Origin of the sequence: Nonlabens sp. (genome assembly GCF_965657255.1) — a bacterium.
GTDB lineage: Bacteria > Bacteroidota > Bacteroidia > Flavobacteriales > Flavobacteriaceae > Nonlabens.
This window is the reverse complement of record NZ_CBFHNM010000002.1, coordinates 165,860-181,927: the sequence shown is the minus strand read 5'-3', so window position 1 is coordinate 181,927 and position 16,068 is coordinate 165,860. Positions and strand designations below refer to the sequence as shown.

The window sequence follows — 16,068 nt, the reverse complement described above, 5'->3', positions numbered from 1 at the left end:
GTGCAGTATGTAAACTTGTTTATTTATAAAGTATTAATAAATCCTACGAAAATATTGAGGGAAGTAACCTGTAAAGATTGCCTTTCTCTCATCAGTATTTCTAGTTTATGAAACTTAAAATAACTTAGAAAGCCACACTTATTTAATCCATAACTTTGCACGATGATTTTAATCAAAACCTCACTTCTCAAAAACTATAAAGGCATGATGTTATGGCCTTTTTTGTTGGTAAAAGATCGTAAGTATGGTAAGGATGTAGTTTTCATGAATCATGAAAAGATTCATGCTCAACAACAAAAAGAATTATTGATTGTGATTTTTTATTTGTGGTATGTATCTGATTATTTAATTCAATTATTGAAGTACAAAAATCATCATAAGGCTTATCGCAATATCGTTTTTGAAAGAGAGTCCTATTTTTATGAGTGCTCTTTAGATTACTTAATTACTCGTAATTTTTTTTCTTTTTTGAAATTTTACAATAAAAAGTATAGTGATGGATAAACTTTTTAAACCTCAAAAATCTATCAATCAAAAATTTAAATCCTTTCGTAATATTGATATTGAAATCGATATAAAACGAGAAGATCAACTGCATAAAGAGGTGTCTGGTAATAAGCTACGTAAGTTAAAGTACAATTTGATAGAAGCCCAAAATCAAGGTCACGATACTATTCTTACCTATGGTGGTGCTTTTTCTAATCATATTGCAGCAACAGCAGCGGCAGGAAAGATATTAGGTTTAAAAACTATTGGTATTATACGTGGTGAAGAATTAGGAATTGATTTAAAGAAAACCCTAGCAGGAAACGCTACTTTAAAATTAGCTCATGATAACGGTATGCATTTTCATTTTGTTTCACGCGAGGATTATCGAGAAAAAGTAGCTGCAACATTTTTGGATAGAATGTCTGCTCTTTTTGGTGCTTTTTATTCTATTCCAGAAGGTGGTACTAATGCACTGGCTGTTAAAGGAACTGAGGAAGTTTTAACTGATTTTGATAGAATCAATTATAACATTATCTGTGTTGCAGCAGGAACTGGTGGTACAGCAGCAGGCATCATAAATAGTGCGGCAATAAACCAAAAAGTAATCGTTTTCTCTTCTTTGAAAGGCGACTTTATGCAGGCTGAAATTGAGAAATACACGAGAAGAAAAGATTTTGAGATAGTAAATGAAACGACTTTTGGCGGTTATGCAAAATCTAATGATAGATTGATTGATTATATGAACTCTCGCTTTCGCGAAAGCGGAATACCATTAGAGCCTATTTATACAGGAAAAATGATGTATGGAATAGAACAAATGGTTGAAAGTGGCGTTATCAAAGGTAAAACTCGTATTTTAGCTATTCATACTGGCGGCTTGCAATCCATTACCGGTTATAACAAAATGTTAGATAAAAAACGACGACTTAATCTAAGTTATGAGAATGAATTATAGACATTTTTTCACCTTATTCCTTTTAGGTGTTTTCTTAGTATCCTGCGGTTCTAAGAGCAATGTGGTTACTACAAAAAGAAAATCTAAATCACGTACAACCAAGCAATCTCCTATGGTTGTTAAAGAAAATGATAAAGTAACGACAACTTCAACACCTAGGAGTGCAGATAATGTTGCTAATTATGTAGAAGATTTTAAGGATGTCGCCATGCAAGAAATGAAGCTTTATAAAATTCCAGCAAGTATTACTCTTGCTCAAGGAATATTAGAAAGCGGTTCTGGAAGTGGTAGACTGGCTGTAGAAGCAAATAATCACTTTGGTATCAAGTGCCATACAGGATGGACTGGTGGAAGAATTTATCATGATGATGACGAAGATCAAGAATGTTTCCGAACTTATAATAATGCTAATTATTCGTATCGAGACCATTCGTTGTTCCTGAAAGATCGTCCAAGATATGCAGGACTTTTTAAACTTGATGAAGATGATTATAAAGGTTGGGCAAAAGGTTTAAAAACAGCAGGATATGCAACAGATAAAAGATACCCACAAAAGCTAATAAGTCTTATAGAACGCTATGAACTTTATAAATATGATAACATCACTCTAGGCAAAACAGTTGATCAAAAGCCTAGAATTATTGAAAAAGTTCAAGAAAGTACCACGCCAGAACTAGTGAAACAGCACACGGTCGTTAAAGGAGAAAGTCTTTATAGTATTTCAAAAAAATACAGTACAACTGTCGAGCATATCAAAAAACTCAACAATTTAAAATCTAACGATTTAAGTATAGGTCAAGTGTTGATCGTAAAATAATTATTTTCATGTCATTTAAATATCAAAGAAGTAGTGTGCTTTTTAAAGAAGCAAAAAAATATATCCCTGGCGGAGTCAATTCTCCTGTACGAGCTTTTAATGCGGTCGGTGGTGATCCTGTTTTTGTAGAGCGAGCTAAAGGTGCTTATTTACAAACAGAAGATGGACATCAGATCATAGATTACATCGCTTCATGGGGACCGATGATTCTAGGACATGCTTTTGAGCCTGTTGTAGAGGCCGTTATCAAAGCTACAGAAAAAGGCACCTCGTATGGAATGCCTACTGCACTAGAAACTGAAATTGCAAGGCTTGCTGTTTCCATGGCGCCTAATATCGATCAAATAAGAATGGTGAATTCTGGTACAGAAGCTTGTATGAGTGCTGTGCGATTAGCGCGTGGTTTTACTGGAAGAGATAAAATAATCAAGTTTGCTGGTTGTTATCACGGTCATAGTGACTCATTTTTAATCCAAGCTGGAAGTGGTGCAGTAACTTTTGGAAGTCCTAATAGTCCAGGCGTGACACAAGGCACTGCAAAAGATACCTTGCTAGCGCAATACAATAATCTAGATCAAGTTGCAGATATTTTTAAGCAAAATGAAGGAGAAATAGCTTGTGTAATCATTGAACCTATAGCAGGTAATATGGGCTGTATAGTTCCTAATTCTGGTTTTCTGGAAGGCATAAGATCTTTGTGTGATCAACATGGTGCCTTATTCATTTTTGACGAAGTAATGACTGGTTTTAGATTAGCTCGTGGTGGAGCACAAGAGACAACTGGGGTAAAAGCAGATATTGTTACTTATGGAAAAGTAATCGGTGGTGGACTTCCTGTAGGAGCGTTTGCTGCAAGACAAGAAATTATGAATCATCTTGCGCCTTTAGGGCCAGTTTATCAAGCAGGAACTTTAAGTGGGAATCCACTGGCGATGAGTGCTGGTATGGCTATGTTAACACATCTTAATAACCATCCAGAAATATATGATAGTCTAGCTTCAAAAACAGAATACTTACACAAGGGAATAGATTCAGTTTTCTCTGACAAAGGAATTGATTACAAAATAAACCGTTATGGATCGATGATGTCTGTGCATTTTACAGATCAAGACGTGGTAGATTTTTCAAGCGCTGCAACTGGAAACAATGATTGGTTTAAAAAATTCTTCCATGGTTTGTTAGAGCGTGGAATTTATTTACCTCCTAGTGCTTTTGAATCTTATTTCTTGAACGACGCTTTAAGTTATGATGATCTAGACAAAACTATAGAAGCTAGTAAAGAAGTAGTAGCAGCATGGTAATTGCGCTTTAGCTAAAGTACAGCCCAGAGTTAATTTTTCAATCAAAATAGTGTATTCTGAATGAAAACGGCACAAAAAAACCGTTCTACCTAAGAACGGTTTTTTATAGGCTCATTTAATATTCTTACGTTTTTTTAAGAGTGAAATAAGTAATCTATTAAGTGGTATTAACAACTCTATATCTAAGACGTGTTTTTTAAATCTAATATTGAGACTTACTCAATTATGTACAGTATTAATTACCTCTACCACTTTTCTTTTTTCTACTTTTCTTTTTACCATTCTTAATCTTTACCATCATTTTCTCCCAACGTGTATATTGATCTGCATTAAGAATAGATCTCATTTCTCTCTTCATAGCGATTTGTTTTTCTAGCATTTGTTCTTTGAGGGCAATTCTTTGATTGCTTGTCAATTTTGAACGCTCTTCTTTATTTAGTTTTTTAGCTTTTCGATCTTTAGCATTGTTTAATAAAAGCTGCTCAACTTTGATCTGTTGTTTTTCGTCAAGGTCAAGAACGAGGGTCATATTTTTGGATTTTAAAGATGCAATTTGTTCAGGTGTCAAATTTCTTTCTACACGTTGTGCGTTTATTAATCCTACTGTTAGTATCGCAACTAGAATCATTAATTTTTTCATTTCTTTCTCTTTTTAATTTATGTGTTATAAATCTATGACTTGGAATTTTTAGTTAAGTTTAATTAAGACATAAAAAAAGTCATGCACTAGGCATGACTTTGATAGGTGAAAAATAAAATAATTCTTCTTATTTATTCCTTGATAGATTCATCAGTTTTTGTTGATGTTTCAGAATTAGTGGACTTAACAACCTCTTTACTGTTATATTGTTCGTTTAATTCCTTGATAACTGTTTCTGTAATATCACTAGCCTCATTACCATAAATTAATCCGCCAGATTTATTTTTTCCTAGTACAAATGAATAATTATTCTTTTTTGCGTGAGCGGCAATAAATTCTTCTACATTAGTATCTAGTTCTTGCAACTTTTTTTGCAATTCATCTTGCATGCTTTGCTCTTGCGCTTTAATCTGAGATTCAATCATTTGCCATTTTTGACCAAAAGCTACAATTTCCGGATTAGACTGTTGTTGTTGTTGACTCAATTTACCAAATTTAGCCTGCATCGGTGCTGCTTCCATCTGGTAAGCCATACCTAGACTATCTGTTTTCTTTTTAAAATCTTCTTGTTTCTTTGTGATTTCTGCCTCGATATCAATCTTTTCTTGATATTCTTCATATACCTTCTCACTATCTACAAAGGCTACTTTTTGAGATTCTTGACAAGATGCTGCACCTATTAAAATGACTGCTAATGCGATAAATTTCTTCATTTTTAAATTTTTAAATTTCAGCAAATGTATTCATATTAATTATTCAAAGCAACGTAACGGACTATGATATTAGTCAACTTAACCTTATTCCTAAATTTTATATTAATGGTTATTAATTCTCTCTATAAGAAACATTTTGTAAAAAAAATATAATTGTAACAAAAAATCTGCTAGTTAGGGTTAACTAGCAGATTGATAAAGCCTAAAACTAGATTATTAAACTATTTCTACAAATAGTCCTGCATCTGTTTTTTCTACTTTGGCTACTTTTTTACCAGTTAACCCTTTAATGGATTTATCCCATTTTTTGTTACTGAGTCCGGCTTGTTCTTTAAGAGTATTTAGATCCATTTTTTCTTCTTTTTTGAGAAGGTCATAAACCAGTTGCTCATCATCGTTTAATTCTACTGAAACCGTATTTTCTGGTTTCATTTGTGGAAAGAATAGCACTTCTTGAATAGATGGATTATTAGTTAAATACATAATCAATCGGTCCATTCCTATTCCTAAACCAGAAGTAGGTGGCATTCCATATTCTAAAGCTCTTAAGAAATCTTGATCGATAAACATTGCCTCGTCATCACCACGATCTGCCAGTGCCAGTTGTGCTTCAAAACGTTCCCTTTGATCTATAGGGTCGTTTAATTCTGAATATGCATTGGCAATTTCTTTACCGCAAACCATCAACTCAAAACGCTCTGTTAGTTCTGGATTATCTCTATGTTGCTTGCAAAGCGGTGACATTTCTTTGGGATAATCTGTGATAAACGTAGGCTGTATGTAATTACCTTCACATTTTTCGCCAAAAATCTCGTCAATAAGCTTTCCTTTACCCATGGTAGCGTCTACGTCTATGCCTTCCGCTTTCGCGAAAGCGTACAACTCTTCCTCACTTTTACCATGAATATCAAATCCTGTAAAATCGATGATAGATTGACGCATAGTAACTCTAGGATAAGGTGCTTTCCATTCAATGGTATGCTCGCCAAATTTACTAGTAGTTGCTCCATTCACTTTTATAGCGCAGTTTTCTAACAACTCTTCTGTAAAGTCCATCATCCAGTTGTAGTCTTTATAGGCTACATAAATTTCCATTGCTGTAAACTCTGGATTGTGTGTGCGATCCATTCCTTCATTACGGAAGTTTTTACTGAATTCATACACACCGTCAAATCCACCGACGATCAATCGTTTCAAATACAGTTCGTTAGCAATACGCATATAGAGCGGTATGTCTAGTGAATTGTGATGCGTCATAAATGGACGTGCAGCAGCACCACCAGGAATAGGCTGTAGAATAGGTGTTTCTACTTCAAAGTATTCACGCTCGTTAAAAAACGATCGCATGGCATTAAAAAGTTTTGTTCTTTTAACAAATACTTCTTTTACATGTGGATTTACTGCAAGATCTGCATAGCGCTGTCTGTAACGAGTTTCAGGATCGTTAAACTCGTCGTAGGTATTTCCTTCGGCATCTGTTTTAGGAAGTGGAAGAGGCCTCAAGGCTTTACTAAGAATTGTATATTCCTTTATGTTAACAGTAATTTCTCCTACTTGTGTTTTAAAAAGCTCTCCTTTAATACCTATAAAATCACCTAGGTCTAGTAGCTTTTTAAATACATCATTATACATCGTTTTATCCTCACCTGGACAAATCTCATCACGGTTAAAATAGACTTGTATGCGACCATCTGCATCTTGAATCTCTCCAAAGGAAGCTTTTCCCTGAATCTTTTTACGCATTAAACGCCCAGCGATAACCACCTGTTTACCTTCTTTGAAATCGGCTTTAATCTTTTTAGAAGTAATATCTACTGGATAAAGTGCTGCTGGATAAGGATCTATTCCCATATCGCGCAGCTTGCCTAGTTTCTCACGGCGTACGATTTCTTGTTCAGAAAGTTGCATAATTTGTGTTTGAATTAAGCTTGCAAAGGTAAAATAAAATAAAAGTCAAAATCAAAATATAAAACTAAAACATACTAGTGTTTTTAAGATGTAACAAAACTGTAATTAAATCGTCGTATTGTTATTGTTTTGATCTTCAATTATTGTTATTTATTTATTCAATAACTGCTGGTTTATAAACAAAACTATTAATTTTATTATTGTATTTTTATGAGCATCTGGCGTGTTATTCTTGCCGTTATCTTTCCACCGTTAGCCGTTATAGGAAAAGGCTGTGGTTCTATAATTATAGTATTTATTCTTACTTGTTTGGGCTGGATTCCTGGTGTGATTGCGGCTTTGATTATTTTGAATAATCCTGATAAGTAAACTTTGTATCTTAATTAAGGTAAACCGCATGTATAATTTTACCTTTGCATCATGAATAAAAAGGTAAACTTCCAGGATTTAGGTCGCAGGGATTATAAAGAAACCTGGGACTTTCAAGAACAGCTTTTTAAGTCTATTCTAGATACCAAAATCAAGAATAGGAGAGAAGAAGCTGGGCTTGTTACTGAAAATCATTTACTATTTGTAGAACACGATCACGTTTATACTTTAGGTAAAAGTGGCGATCTTGAAAATTTACTGGCAAACGAGCAATTGTTAGAAAATATAGGAGCTACATTTTATAAAATTAATCGTGGTGGCGATATTACCTATCATGGTCCAGGACAGATTACTGGTTATCCTATTCTTGATTTAGATAATTTTTTTACTGACATTCATAAATACTTACGTTTTCTGGAAGAGGTTTTTATTAAAATTCTAGCTGATTATGGTTTAAAAGGAGAACGCAGTGATGGCGAGACTGGCGTTTGGCTAGATGTTGGGACTCCTTTTGCTCGCAAGATTTGCGCACTGGGCGTGCGTGCTAGTCGCTGGGTTACCATGCATGGTTTTGCATTTAATGTTAATACAAATTTGGGTTATTTTGATCACATCATTCCTTGTGGGATTGATGATAAATCAGTCACTTCTTTGGCTGCAGAACTAAAGAGAGAAGTAGACCTTGATGAAGTTAAAGAAAAGATTAAACTGTATTTCTCTGAACTTTTTGAGGCACAATTAGTTTAGCTTTTATTCATTTTTTATTCCGCTTTCGCGAAAGCAGAACAGTTATAATATTCTATCCATTCACACAATAAAATACGTTTTGTTAAAACTTGCCTTTATTCTATTTAGAATAATTCTATACAATATTCTTATAGTCTTTTATATAAACTATAAGAAATAACAATTAATAATAAATTGGCTTATGTTTATTTAATCTAAATAAGGGTTTTAAATTTGCAGCCGCAAATCAAATTCTATTTATATTTAATCTAAATAAATGAATAAATTATATACCATTTTACTTTTTGTAGGTATTTCTTCTTTGGGTTATTCTCAAGATACAAAACCGGCAGACTCTGTTGAGAACCTTCAAGTAATACGCTTAAAGCCTAATTCTATTTTAGGAAGTAAATTTGAAGCTCAAAATAGAACAGGTTCTTCCTTTTACATGTCAGAAAGAGATCTGACTAAATTTAATTATACCGATGTCAATAGAGCATTACTTTCGATTCCTGGTGTTAATGTTACAGAAGAAGATGGTTTTGGTTTACGCCCTAATATCTCTTTACGAGGTACGCAAGCAGAGCGTTCTTCAAAAATCACACTGATGGAAGATGGTGTTCTTATAGCACCAGCACCATATTCTGCTCCAGCGGCTTATTATTTTCCAAATGTAGCGCGCATGGAGGCCATAGAAGTATTGAAAGGAAGTAGTCAGGTTCAATATGGCCCATTCACTACTGGTGGTGCTATTAATTTTGTTTCTAGCTCTATACCTAATGAGAGAAAAGGCTATGCGAGAATGAACGTTGGAAACTATAATTCTAGACAGACAGAGTTGCGTATAGGCGATAGTGGAGAACAATGGGGTTATATGGTTGATTTTTTAAACTTCAGTAGTGACGGTTTTAAAGATCTAGATGGTGGTGGCAATACTGGATTTGATCGTAATGATTATAGCGGTAAGTTAAGTTGGAGAACAAAGAAAGATGTAAAAATCCAACAATCGGTAACTTTAAAGCTGCAGTATAGTGAAGGTTTAGATAATGAAACTTACCTAGGTCTTGCAGATGCAGATTTTGAAGAGAACCCTTATAGAAGGTATCTAGCTAGTGCTGCAGATATTATAAGTACAGAACACGATCAGATCCAATTAACTCATATTATCCAGCCATGGTCTAATGTAACGATTCAATCTACTGCTTACTCAAATAATTTTAAAAGAAACTGGTATAAGTTAGATTATGTAAATACAGGAAATGGAAACGTAGGAATCAATAATTTGCTAGTAGATCCAGTAACTTTTCAAGACGAATACAATGCTGTAGCTAGCGGTGCTGATACGGCAGAAGACGTTTTTGGTGTAAAAGCAAACAATAGAGTTTATTATTCCAGAGGTGTACAAACTAAGGCAAATATAAGATTTGGTAACAATGTTTTAAGTGATTTAGAATTAGGTGTGAGATACCATGAAGATCAAGAAGACCGTTTCCAATGGGTAGATTTATACGGTATTGAAAATGGAAGAATGGCATTAACTTCTCCTGCAACAAGAGGTACTGATGCAAATCGCATTTCCGAAGCTCAAGCGATCGCGCTTCATGCTTTATACAAAGTTAATTTTGGGAAGTTAACAGTAACTCCAGGATTGAGATATGAAGATATTACACTTACTAGAGATAATTACGGAAGTAACGATCCAGGTCGTACTGGTATCGATTTAAGTTCTAGAGAGAACACGGTAAGTGTTTTTATCCCAGGTGTAGGAGCAAATTATCGCATCAATAATACTTGGTCGTTTTTTGGTGGGATGCATAAAGGTTTTTCTCCACCGGGAAGTTCACCAGATGTAGATGCAGAAGAAAGTGTAAATTATGAATTAGGTTCTCGATTTTTAATTGGTGGATTGAGAGGTGAAACAACAGTATTCTTTAATGATTACAGTAACCTTTTAGGAAGTGATCTTGCAGCTAGCGGTGGCGGCGGTACAACAGACATGTTTAATGCTGGTGATGTGGATGTTGCAGGTATAGAAGTTAGTTTTTCTTACGACCTATTGGAAAATAATAGCAAATGGTCATTACCTCTAACATTAAATTATACTCATACACAAACAGAGTTTCAAACCGCATTTGATAGTGATGTTTATGGAGAAGTAGCAGTAGGAGATGAGATCCCTTATATCGCACAAAATCAATGGAATTTTCTAGCAGGTATTTCTCACGAAAAGTTTGATATTAATGCAAACGCAAGATTTGTAGGAGAAATGAGAACGCAAGCGGGAACTGGAAGTATTGCTGCTGCAGAACGTGTAGATCGTAATTTCTTAATTGATGTTTCTGGTAGATATAACTTCAATAAAAACCTAACAGGAACTTTAAATATGATCAATGTTCTGGATAATGAATATGCTGTTTCCAGACAACCAGCTGGTTTAAGACCTGGACATCCATTCGGTATCAATGCGGGACTTATTGCTAGGTTTTAATTTTAAGAAAATATAAAACTATTTATCTTTATCATCATAATTTAAAAACTGTGATATGGGAAAATTTGAAATTTATACAAATAAATCAGGCGAGTTTCGTTTTAGGTTAAAAGCATCTAATGGACAAAGTATTCTGGCAAGCGAAGGTTATACTACTAAAGCAGCTCGTGATAACGGTATAGAATCTGTACGTAAGAATTCTCAAGATGAGAAACGCTTTAAGAAAGGCGTGAGTAAATCAGAACAGCCATATTTTAATCTTACTGCTACAAACGGTCAGGTAATAGGTAAAAGTGAAATGTACAACTCAGATGCGGCATGCGATAACGGTATTCAAAGCGTTATGAAAAACGCTCCAGATGCAGAGATTGTAGAGTCTTAGAAAACTATGTTTTAAGTTAATTAAAATCCCTTTTCAAAACTGAAAAGGGATTTTTTGTTTTATCTAGACCTTATTATGCTAAGTGTATGTAAAGCATCCTTATCAAGTTTTCATTCTACAAACCTAAAGGGTGCTAAAACTTTATATTAATTACCAACTGATTACTTTTTTTAGTTTTCAAACACAAGCTTAAGCTCAAGTTCAACTTCACTTCCTTGCTTTAAGCTCAAATAAAGTAGGAAACAACTGATTCTTTAAATAGTAAAGTCCATCATCTCGCAATTCCATATTTGGAAACACATCATAAGGACTACCATCATGTTCTGCAAATAACTCTATCGTTAATCCTGCTTCAATAAGTGATTGAATGACCTCACTCAACGAGTGATTCCAGCCGTATTCTTTAGAGATTATAGTAGAATCTGGCGCAGCATACGTGCCAGAATATTCATCGTAAATAGCTTCATTTTGAGAATAGTGATACTTAAGTAATGGTATTTGCTCATTGTAATCGTACATCCATATAATTGGATGAAATTCTACAATATAGAAAATGCCTCCAGGTTTTAAACGTTCAGCAATCATTTTTGCCCATGGTTTTAAATCAGGCAGCCAGCCTATCGTTCCATAACTGGTAAAAACAATATCAAATTGCTTTTCTATGTGTGCTGAAGTGTCTAAAACATTGCAGCACACAAAGTCTACAGGCAAGTCTAATTCATCACTCAGTGTTTTACCTAATTCAATGGCTTTATCAGAAATATCTATAGCCGTAACTTGGGCACCTTTGTTTGCCCAACTCAAAGAATCTTGACCAAAATGGCATTGCAGGTGCAAAAGTTTTTTATCGTTTACGTCTCCTAATGTTTTTAGTTCATAGGAGTTTAATGAGTTTCTCGCTTTCGCGAAAGCGTGCTTATCATAGAAACCACTTTCATAATGAATATAGGTCTTAGTATTCCAGGTTTCTTTATTAATGGCAAATGCTTTTTTAAAATCCATATCTCGACCACTTACTTATTTTAATTATGGTGACTAAGATAGTGGTATAAATTTCAACGATTAATTTTTGTTTAACGATTTGATAAAATTATTAAACGTAATTTTGATTTTATATGAAACATATTTCTCAAAAAGACATTAATGAAATGGATCGCTTTTATCGCGGCAATTTAATTAATAGTGTTACAGGTTTTAAAAGTGCTAATTTACTCGCAACTCGATCAAAAGACGGTCTGGATAATGTGGCTATTTTTAGTAGTGTGACGCATATAGGTAGTAATCCAGCGATGTTTAGTTTTGTACAAAGGCCTTTGGGTTATGGTGTAGGTCATACTTATGAAAACCTGAAAGAAACTGGTAAGATCACACTCAATCACGTGAATATTGATTTAATGGATCGTGCACATCAATCCAGTGCAAAATATCCAGAAAACACCTCAGAATTTGAAGAATTGAGTATAGAAAAAGACCGTAGAGAAGGTTTTTATGCACCATTTGTAAAAAATGCAAAAGTACAAGCTGCTGCAGAATACGTAAGCGAGTACTATCTAGAAGAGAATAAATGTATTCTCGTGATTTGTAAAATTACGGATATTTTTATTCCTGAAGATATACAACAAGAAGATGGTTGGCTCAATCTAGATAAGGCTGGTACATTGACTATAAACGGTTTAGATGGCTATGCAACTGTAAAAATGGAAAAGCGATTAAGTTATGCGCAGGTAGATAAAAAGCTAGAAGAGATTGCTATAAAGACTGGCAAATGATTAAGATGTCTATCTGTCCGTTAGGTGTATTTAGAATTAATAAATGATCTCCGCATGCGCGGAAAATGTTATGAAGCAAAAAGCACGCAATCAACACAATTTACCAACTAAGGTATGTCCCGTTTGTGAACGTGAATTTACCTGGCGCAAGAAATGGGAGAAAAATTGGGAAACGGTAAAGTATTGCAGTAAAAAATGTAGTTCTAATAAATAGGCCGAATTTATTCGGCTCAATAAAACACCGCCGTTAGGGGACAGCTTAATTTAAAAGAGGCAGAATTCATTCTGCCATTTATAAAAATTTAATTTATAGAGTATGAGTAACCTAGTTTGGTTTAGAAATGATTTAAGAGTAACCGATAACCATAGCCTAAAGGCAGCTTGTGACAAAGAAGGCGATGTCATAGGAGTTTATTGTTTTGATCCTGCTTTTTATCAAGAAAGTGACTTTGGATTTGATATAGATTTCAAATTGCCATTTTCTAAAACTGGCAAATACAGAGCACAATTTATCATTGAGGCTGTAGATGATCTAAATAAACAACTTCAAAATCATGGAATTCCATTACTAGTTTTTCATAAATCACCTGCTCAAGTATTTCCAGACTTAATTAAGGAATATGAGGTTCAACATATTTTTTTACAAAAAGAATGGACACGAGATGAAGTAAGGCAAGAAGAAAAGTTAGGTGAGGCTTTAGAAGCTGCAGGTTTAAAAGATCAGGTAAAAGGGCAAAGAGTTTACGATCAGTTTTTATTTCATCCTGATGATGTTCCTTTTGAAAACTTTAATCAAATCCCTAAAGTTTTTACAGAATTCCGCAAGAAGTGTGAAAAGCAGTCTGAGGTTAGAGATTTAGTCAATATTGACGATTATAAACAAGAGTTGCCAGAAGTAGAGGAAACAAAACTTCCTACTTTAAACGATTTAGGATTAGAAGGTTTTGAAAAGGATCACCGCAGCGCATTTCCTTGGAAAGGTGGTGCAACTGCTGCATGGGAGCGACTCGATCATTATTTCTGGGACACTAAAAAGCTTCAATATTATAAGAAAACTAGAAATGGATTAGTCGGTACAGATTACAGTAGCAAATTCAGTGCCTGGCTAGCGGTAGGAGCTATCAGTGCACGAGAAATTTATTGGGAAGTAAAACATTTTGAAAAGGAAGTTAAGAAGAATCAGGATACATATTGGCTCATTTTTGAACTGATCTGGAGAGATTTCTTCAAATACGTATCGCTAAAACATGAAAGTGATATTTTTCAATTAGGCGGTATTCTAAAGACAGATTATGAATGGAAATCTAACGAACGCGAGTTGAGTAAATGGATGAACGGAGAAACACATGAGCGATTTGTGAATGCTAACATGAAAGAGCTAGCAGCAACAGGATTTATGAGTAATAGAGGTAGACAAAATGTAGCTAGTTATTGGTCCATGCACAAAGAGCAAGACTGGAGAATAGGTGCTGCCTATTTTGAGCATATACTTATAGATTATGACGTGCATTCTAATTATGGAAACTGGATGTATAATAGTGGTGTAGGAAATGATCCTAGAAATAGAACTTTTAATATCAAATCTCAAGCAGATCGCTATGATGGTGATGGAAAGTTTCAAAACTTATGGTTGCAAGAGGAATTGTTTTAAAACCCAATTCCTGCGTATGCAGGAATCTATCAGGTTAAAAAAAAATATTGAATATCAATTACAGAGCAAGTGATATTGAAGTTGAGATTTTAAAAGTACCGTAGATAGAATAAAGCAAATCCGTCCTGCGACGGCTTGACAAAATAACATATGAAAACACTTAGGTTAATATTAGGCGATCAATTAAACCATAAGCATTCATGGTTCAATGGTGATCAAGATAATAACATTTATTTCATGGCCGAGATGCGTCAAGAAACAGATTATGTGACGCATCATATTCAAAAAGTAGTCGCGTTTTTCATGGCTATGAGAGGTTTCAATGAATGGATGCAGGATCGTGGTTGGAACACCGTGTATTATAATCTTGATGACGATAATAACACACAGGATTTGATTGAAAACTTGAAACAGTTGATTAAAGATCAGGATATTGAGAAATTTGAATACCTCGCTCCTGACGAGTGGCGACTGGATCAACAACTAAAAGATTTTTGTCAATCGTTAGATATGGAATGGCAAGGTTATGATACCGAGCATTTTTTGACCAAAAGAAAAGATGTAGAGAAGTTTTTTGAGGGAAAGAAACGTCTAACTATGGAGTATTTCTACCGCGACATGCGTAAGAAATACGATATCATGATAGAAGGTGACAAAGAACCTGAAGGCGGCAAATGGAATTATGACCAGAGCAATCGTAAGAAATGGGACGAAAAAACAGAGATTCCACATGAGCGAGGCTTTAGAAAAGATGTAAATGAAATTACTGATTTATTAGAAAAAGAAGGTGTCAAAACCATCGGTCGTATAGATTCAGAAAATTTTAACTGGCCTACAACTAGGCAGGATGGACTTGATGTTCTCAATTATTTTTGCGAGCATTTGTTAGTTCACTTTGGTGATTTTCAGGATGCCATGCACACCGATCAAGATTATTTATTTCACTCTAGACTAAGTTTTGCGATGAATTGCAAATTACTTTCTCCTTTAGAGGTGATTCAGACGGTTTTATCTCGCTTTCGCGAAAGCGGAAAAGAAAATATAGACATCTCTCAAGTAGAAGGTTTTGTACGGCAGATTTTGGGTTGGCGAGAGTTTATGCGTGGTATTTACTGGAAAGAAATGCCAGATTATCAATCTAAAAATGTGCTAGAGAATAATAATAAATTACCAGATTTTTATTGGACAGGAGAGACGAAGATGAATTGTCTAAAACATTCCATTAACAACTCTCTAGATAATGCATATGCGCATCACATCCAGCGATTAATGATTACTGGAAATTATGCGCTACTTACTATGACAGAACCTAGTTATGTGGACGAGTGGTATTTAGGAATCTATATAGATGCCATAGAATGGGTGGAAATAACGAATACCAGAGGTATGTCTCAATGGGCAGATGGCGGTATTGTAGCGACAAAACCGTACGTTTCTAGCGGTAGCTATATCAACAAAATGAGTAATTATTGTAAAGGTTGTGCCTACAAGGTCACAAAGAAAAAAGCCGAGGAAGATGCCTGTCCATTCAATTCACTTTACTGGAATTTCCTTTCAGAAAAGCAAGATTATTTTAAAAATAACCAGCGTATGAATATGATGATGGCTTTGCTTAAAAAAATGGATCCAGATTTGTTAAAAAAGCATCAATCTAGAGCAAATGACATAATTTCAAACCCTGAAAAATATTAATCTTATAACTTATCTACAACGGATTAAATGTGTTTATGTTAAATTTATTAACCACGTCGTTTTAATGACTATTCCTTACATATTTCTGTTAATTATTTTTCAATTGCTATTTCATTAACAATAAGTACCGCTCTCATCTTTGATTTTTAAAGTGAATCAATAAAATTA

At 34.4% G+C, this 16,068-nt stretch carries 16 protein-coding genes; 12 read left to right on the top strand and 4 right to left on the bottom strand.

Annotated features, from left to right (window positions below):
• Nucleotides 1–162 precede the first annotated feature (162 nt).
• Genes ACTF54_RS03300 through hemL form a run of 4 tightly spaced genes read left to right on the top strand, consistent with a single transcriptional unit; the run spans nucleotide 163 to nucleotide 3,562 of the window.
• Nucleotides 163–504, top strand: a complete 342-nt coding sequence (locus tag ACTF54_RS03300) for a hypothetical protein (RefSeq protein WP_438968751.1) — start codon at nucleotides 163–165, stop codon at nucleotides 502–504.
• Nucleotides 497–1,444 carry a 1-aminocyclopropane-1-carboxylate deaminase/D-cysteine desulfhydrase gene (locus tag ACTF54_RS03295; protein ID WP_347195567.1) on the top strand — a complete coding sequence of 316 codons (948 nt, stop codon included), beginning with the start codon at nucleotides 497–499 and terminating at the stop codon, nucleotides 1,442–1,444. The genes ACTF54_RS03300 and ACTF54_RS03295 overlap by 8 nt, the downstream gene beginning before the upstream one ends.
• Nucleotides 1,434–2,261, top strand: a complete 828-nt coding sequence (locus tag ACTF54_RS03290; RefSeq protein ID WP_438968819.1) for a glucosaminidase domain-containing protein — start codon at nucleotides 1,434–1,436, stop codon at nucleotides 2,259–2,261. Before ACTF54_RS03295 ends, ACTF54_RS03290 begins: the two co-directional genes overlap by 11 nt.
• Nucleotides 2,262–2,269: 8 nt before the next feature.
• Nucleotides 2,270–3,562 carry a glutamate-1-semialdehyde 2,1-aminomutase gene (gene hemL / locus ACTF54_RS03285; protein ID WP_347195569.1) on the top strand — a complete coding sequence of 431 codons (1,293 nt, stop codon included), beginning with the start codon at nucleotides 2,270–2,272 and terminating at the stop codon, nucleotides 3,560–3,562.
• Nucleotides 3,563–3,797: 235 nt separating this feature from the next.
• On the opposite strand, the gene ACTF54_RS03280 is transcribed toward hemL, so the two are convergent.
• The 3 genes from ACTF54_RS03280 to lysS all read right to left on the bottom strand — a co-directional run bounded on the left by ACTF54_RS03280 (nucleotide 3,798) and on the right by lysS (nucleotide 6,823).
• Entirely contained in the window at nucleotides 3,798–4,202 is a 405-nt protein-coding gene (locus ACTF54_RS03280) for a hypothetical protein (protein WP_438968750.1), read from the bottom strand.
• A 131-nt stretch (nucleotides 4,203–4,333) separates the two neighbouring features.
• Nucleotides 4,334–4,915, bottom strand: a complete 582-nt coding sequence (locus ACTF54_RS03275) for an OmpH family outer membrane protein (RefSeq protein ID WP_347195571.1) — start codon at nucleotides 4,913–4,915, stop codon at nucleotides 4,334–4,336.
• Nucleotides 4,916–5,131: 216 nt separating this feature from the next.
• Nucleotides 5,132–6,823, bottom strand: coding sequence for a lysine--tRNA ligase (gene lysS / locus ACTF54_RS03270; protein WP_438968749.1), 1,692 nt, complete (start codon nucleotides 6,821–6,823; stop codon nucleotides 5,132–5,134).
• A gap of 210 nt (nucleotides 6,824–7,033) precedes the next feature.
• Here lysS and ACTF54_RS03265 point away from each other — a divergent pair, with 210 nt between their 5' ends.
• The 4 genes from ACTF54_RS03265 to ACTF54_RS03250 all read left to right on the top strand — a co-directional run bounded on the left by ACTF54_RS03265 (nucleotide 7,034) and on the right by ACTF54_RS03250 (nucleotide 10,788).
• Nucleotides 7,034–7,192: a YqaE/Pmp3 family membrane protein gene (locus ACTF54_RS03265; protein ID WP_347195573.1), complete on the top strand. Its 159-nt coding sequence runs from the start codon at nucleotides 7,034–7,036 to the stop codon at nucleotides 7,190–7,192.
• Between the two features lie 51 nt (nucleotides 7,193–7,243).
• Nucleotides 7,244–7,939, top strand: coding sequence for a lipoyl(octanoyl) transferase LipB (gene lipB, locus ACTF54_RS03260; RefSeq protein ID WP_347195574.1), 696 nt, complete (start codon nucleotides 7,244–7,246; stop codon nucleotides 7,937–7,939).
• Nucleotides 7,940–8,195: 256 nt separating this feature from the next.
• Nucleotides 8,196–10,406, top strand: a complete 2,211-nt coding sequence (locus ACTF54_RS03255; RefSeq protein WP_438968748.1) for a TonB-dependent receptor family protein — start codon at nucleotides 8,196–8,198, stop codon at nucleotides 10,404–10,406.
• Between the two features lie 55 nt (nucleotides 10,407–10,461).
• A complete protein-coding gene (locus tag ACTF54_RS03250) occupies nucleotides 10,462–10,788 on the top strand; it encodes a YegP family protein (RefSeq protein ID WP_347195576.1) in 327 nt (108 codons plus the stop codon).
• A 207-nt stretch (nucleotides 10,789–10,995) separates the two neighbouring features.
• Here the strand turns inward: ACTF54_RS03250 and ACTF54_RS03245 are convergent, their stop codons facing one another.
• Nucleotides 10,996–11,790: a class I SAM-dependent methyltransferase gene (locus tag ACTF54_RS03245; RefSeq protein WP_347195577.1), complete on the bottom strand. Its 795-nt coding sequence runs from the start codon at nucleotides 11,788–11,790 to the stop codon at nucleotides 10,996–10,998.
• Between the two features lie 113 nt (nucleotides 11,791–11,903).
• Between ACTF54_RS03245 and ACTF54_RS03240 the strand changes: the two genes are divergently transcribed.
• From ACTF54_RS03240 to ACTF54_RS03225, 4 genes are all read left to right on the top strand, one after another.
• Nucleotides 11,904–12,557, top strand: coding sequence for a flavin reductase family protein (locus ACTF54_RS03240; RefSeq protein WP_347195578.1), 654 nt, complete (start codon nucleotides 11,904–11,906; stop codon nucleotides 12,555–12,557).
• A 70-nt stretch (nucleotides 12,558–12,627) separates the two neighbouring features.
• Nucleotides 12,628–12,771 (top strand): DUF2256 domain-containing protein, encoded by a 144-nt coding sequence (locus ACTF54_RS03235; protein ID WP_347195579.1) that lies wholly within the window; start codon nucleotides 12,628–12,630, stop codon nucleotides 12,769–12,771.
• A 102-nt stretch (nucleotides 12,772–12,873) separates the two neighbouring features.
• Nucleotides 12,874–14,208 (top strand): DASH family cryptochrome, encoded by a 1,335-nt coding sequence (locus tag ACTF54_RS03230; RefSeq protein WP_438968747.1) that lies wholly within the window; start codon nucleotides 12,874–12,876, stop codon nucleotides 14,206–14,208.
• A gap of 150 nt (nucleotides 14,209–14,358) precedes the next feature.
• Nucleotides 14,359–15,900 carry a cryptochrome/photolyase family protein gene (locus ACTF54_RS03225; protein ID WP_438968746.1) on the top strand — a complete coding sequence of 514 codons (1,542 nt, stop codon included), beginning with the start codon at nucleotides 14,359–14,361 and terminating at the stop codon, nucleotides 15,898–15,900.
• The last annotated feature ends 168 nt before the right edge of the window (nucleotides 15,901–16,068 follow it).

Bases quoted from the DNA above. Each gene is read 5' to 3' on its own strand.
- ACTF54_RS03290 (WP_438968819.1), top strand. From the start codon at position 1,434: ATGAATTATAGACATTTTTTCACCTTATTCCTTTTAGGTGTTTTCTTA.
- ACTF54_RS03255 (WP_438968748.1), top strand. From the start codon at position 8,196: ATGAATAAATTATATACCATTTTACTTTTTGTAGGTATTTCTTCTTTG.
- ACTF54_RS03230 (WP_438968747.1), top strand. From the start codon at position 12,874: ATGAGTAACCTAGTTTGGTTTAGAAATGATTTAAGAGTAACCGATAAC.
- ACTF54_RS03240 (WP_347195578.1), top strand. From the start codon at position 11,904: ATGAAACATATTTCTCAAAAAGACATTAATGAAATGGATCGCTTTTAT.
- ACTF54_RS03265 (WP_347195573.1), top strand. From the start codon at position 7,034: ATGAGCATCTGGCGTGTTATTCTTGCCGTTATCTTTCCACCGTTAGCC.
- ACTF54_RS03275 (WP_347195571.1), bottom strand. From the start codon at position 4,915: ATGAAGAAATTTATCGCATTAGCAGTCATTTTAATAGGTGCAGCATCT.
- hemL (WP_347195569.1), top strand. From the start codon at position 2,270: ATGTCATTTAAATATCAAAGAAGTAGTGTGCTTTTTAAAGAAGCAAAA.
- ACTF54_RS03245 (WP_347195577.1), bottom strand. From the start codon at position 11,790: ATGGATTTTAAAAAAGCATTTGCCATTAATAAAGAAACCTGGAATACT.
- lipB (WP_347195574.1), top strand. From the start codon at position 7,244: ATGAATAAAAAGGTAAACTTCCAGGATTTAGGTCGCAGGGATTATAAA.
- ACTF54_RS03295 (WP_347195567.1), top strand. From the start codon at position 497: ATGGATAAACTTTTTAAACCTCAAAAATCTATCAATCAAAAATTTAAA.
- ACTF54_RS03250 (WP_347195576.1), top strand. From the start codon at position 10,462: ATGGGAAAATTTGAAATTTATACAAATAAATCAGGCGAGTTTCGTTTT.
- ACTF54_RS03280 (WP_438968750.1), bottom strand. From the start codon at position 4,202: ATGAAAAAATTAATGATTCTAGTTGCGATACTAACAGTAGGATTAATA.
- ACTF54_RS03300 (WP_438968751.1), top strand. From the start codon at position 163: ATGATTTTAATCAAAACCTCACTTCTCAAAAACTATAAAGGCATGATG.
- lysS (WP_438968749.1), bottom strand. From the start codon at position 6,823: ATGCAACTTTCTGAACAAGAAATCGTACGCCGTGAGAAACTAGGCAAG.
- ACTF54_RS03235 (WP_347195579.1), top strand. From the start codon at position 12,628: ATGAAGCAAAAAGCACGCAATCAACACAATTTACCAACTAAGGTATGT.
- ACTF54_RS03225 (WP_438968746.1), top strand. From the start codon at position 14,359: ATGAAAACACTTAGGTTAATATTAGGCGATCAATTAAACCATAAGCAT.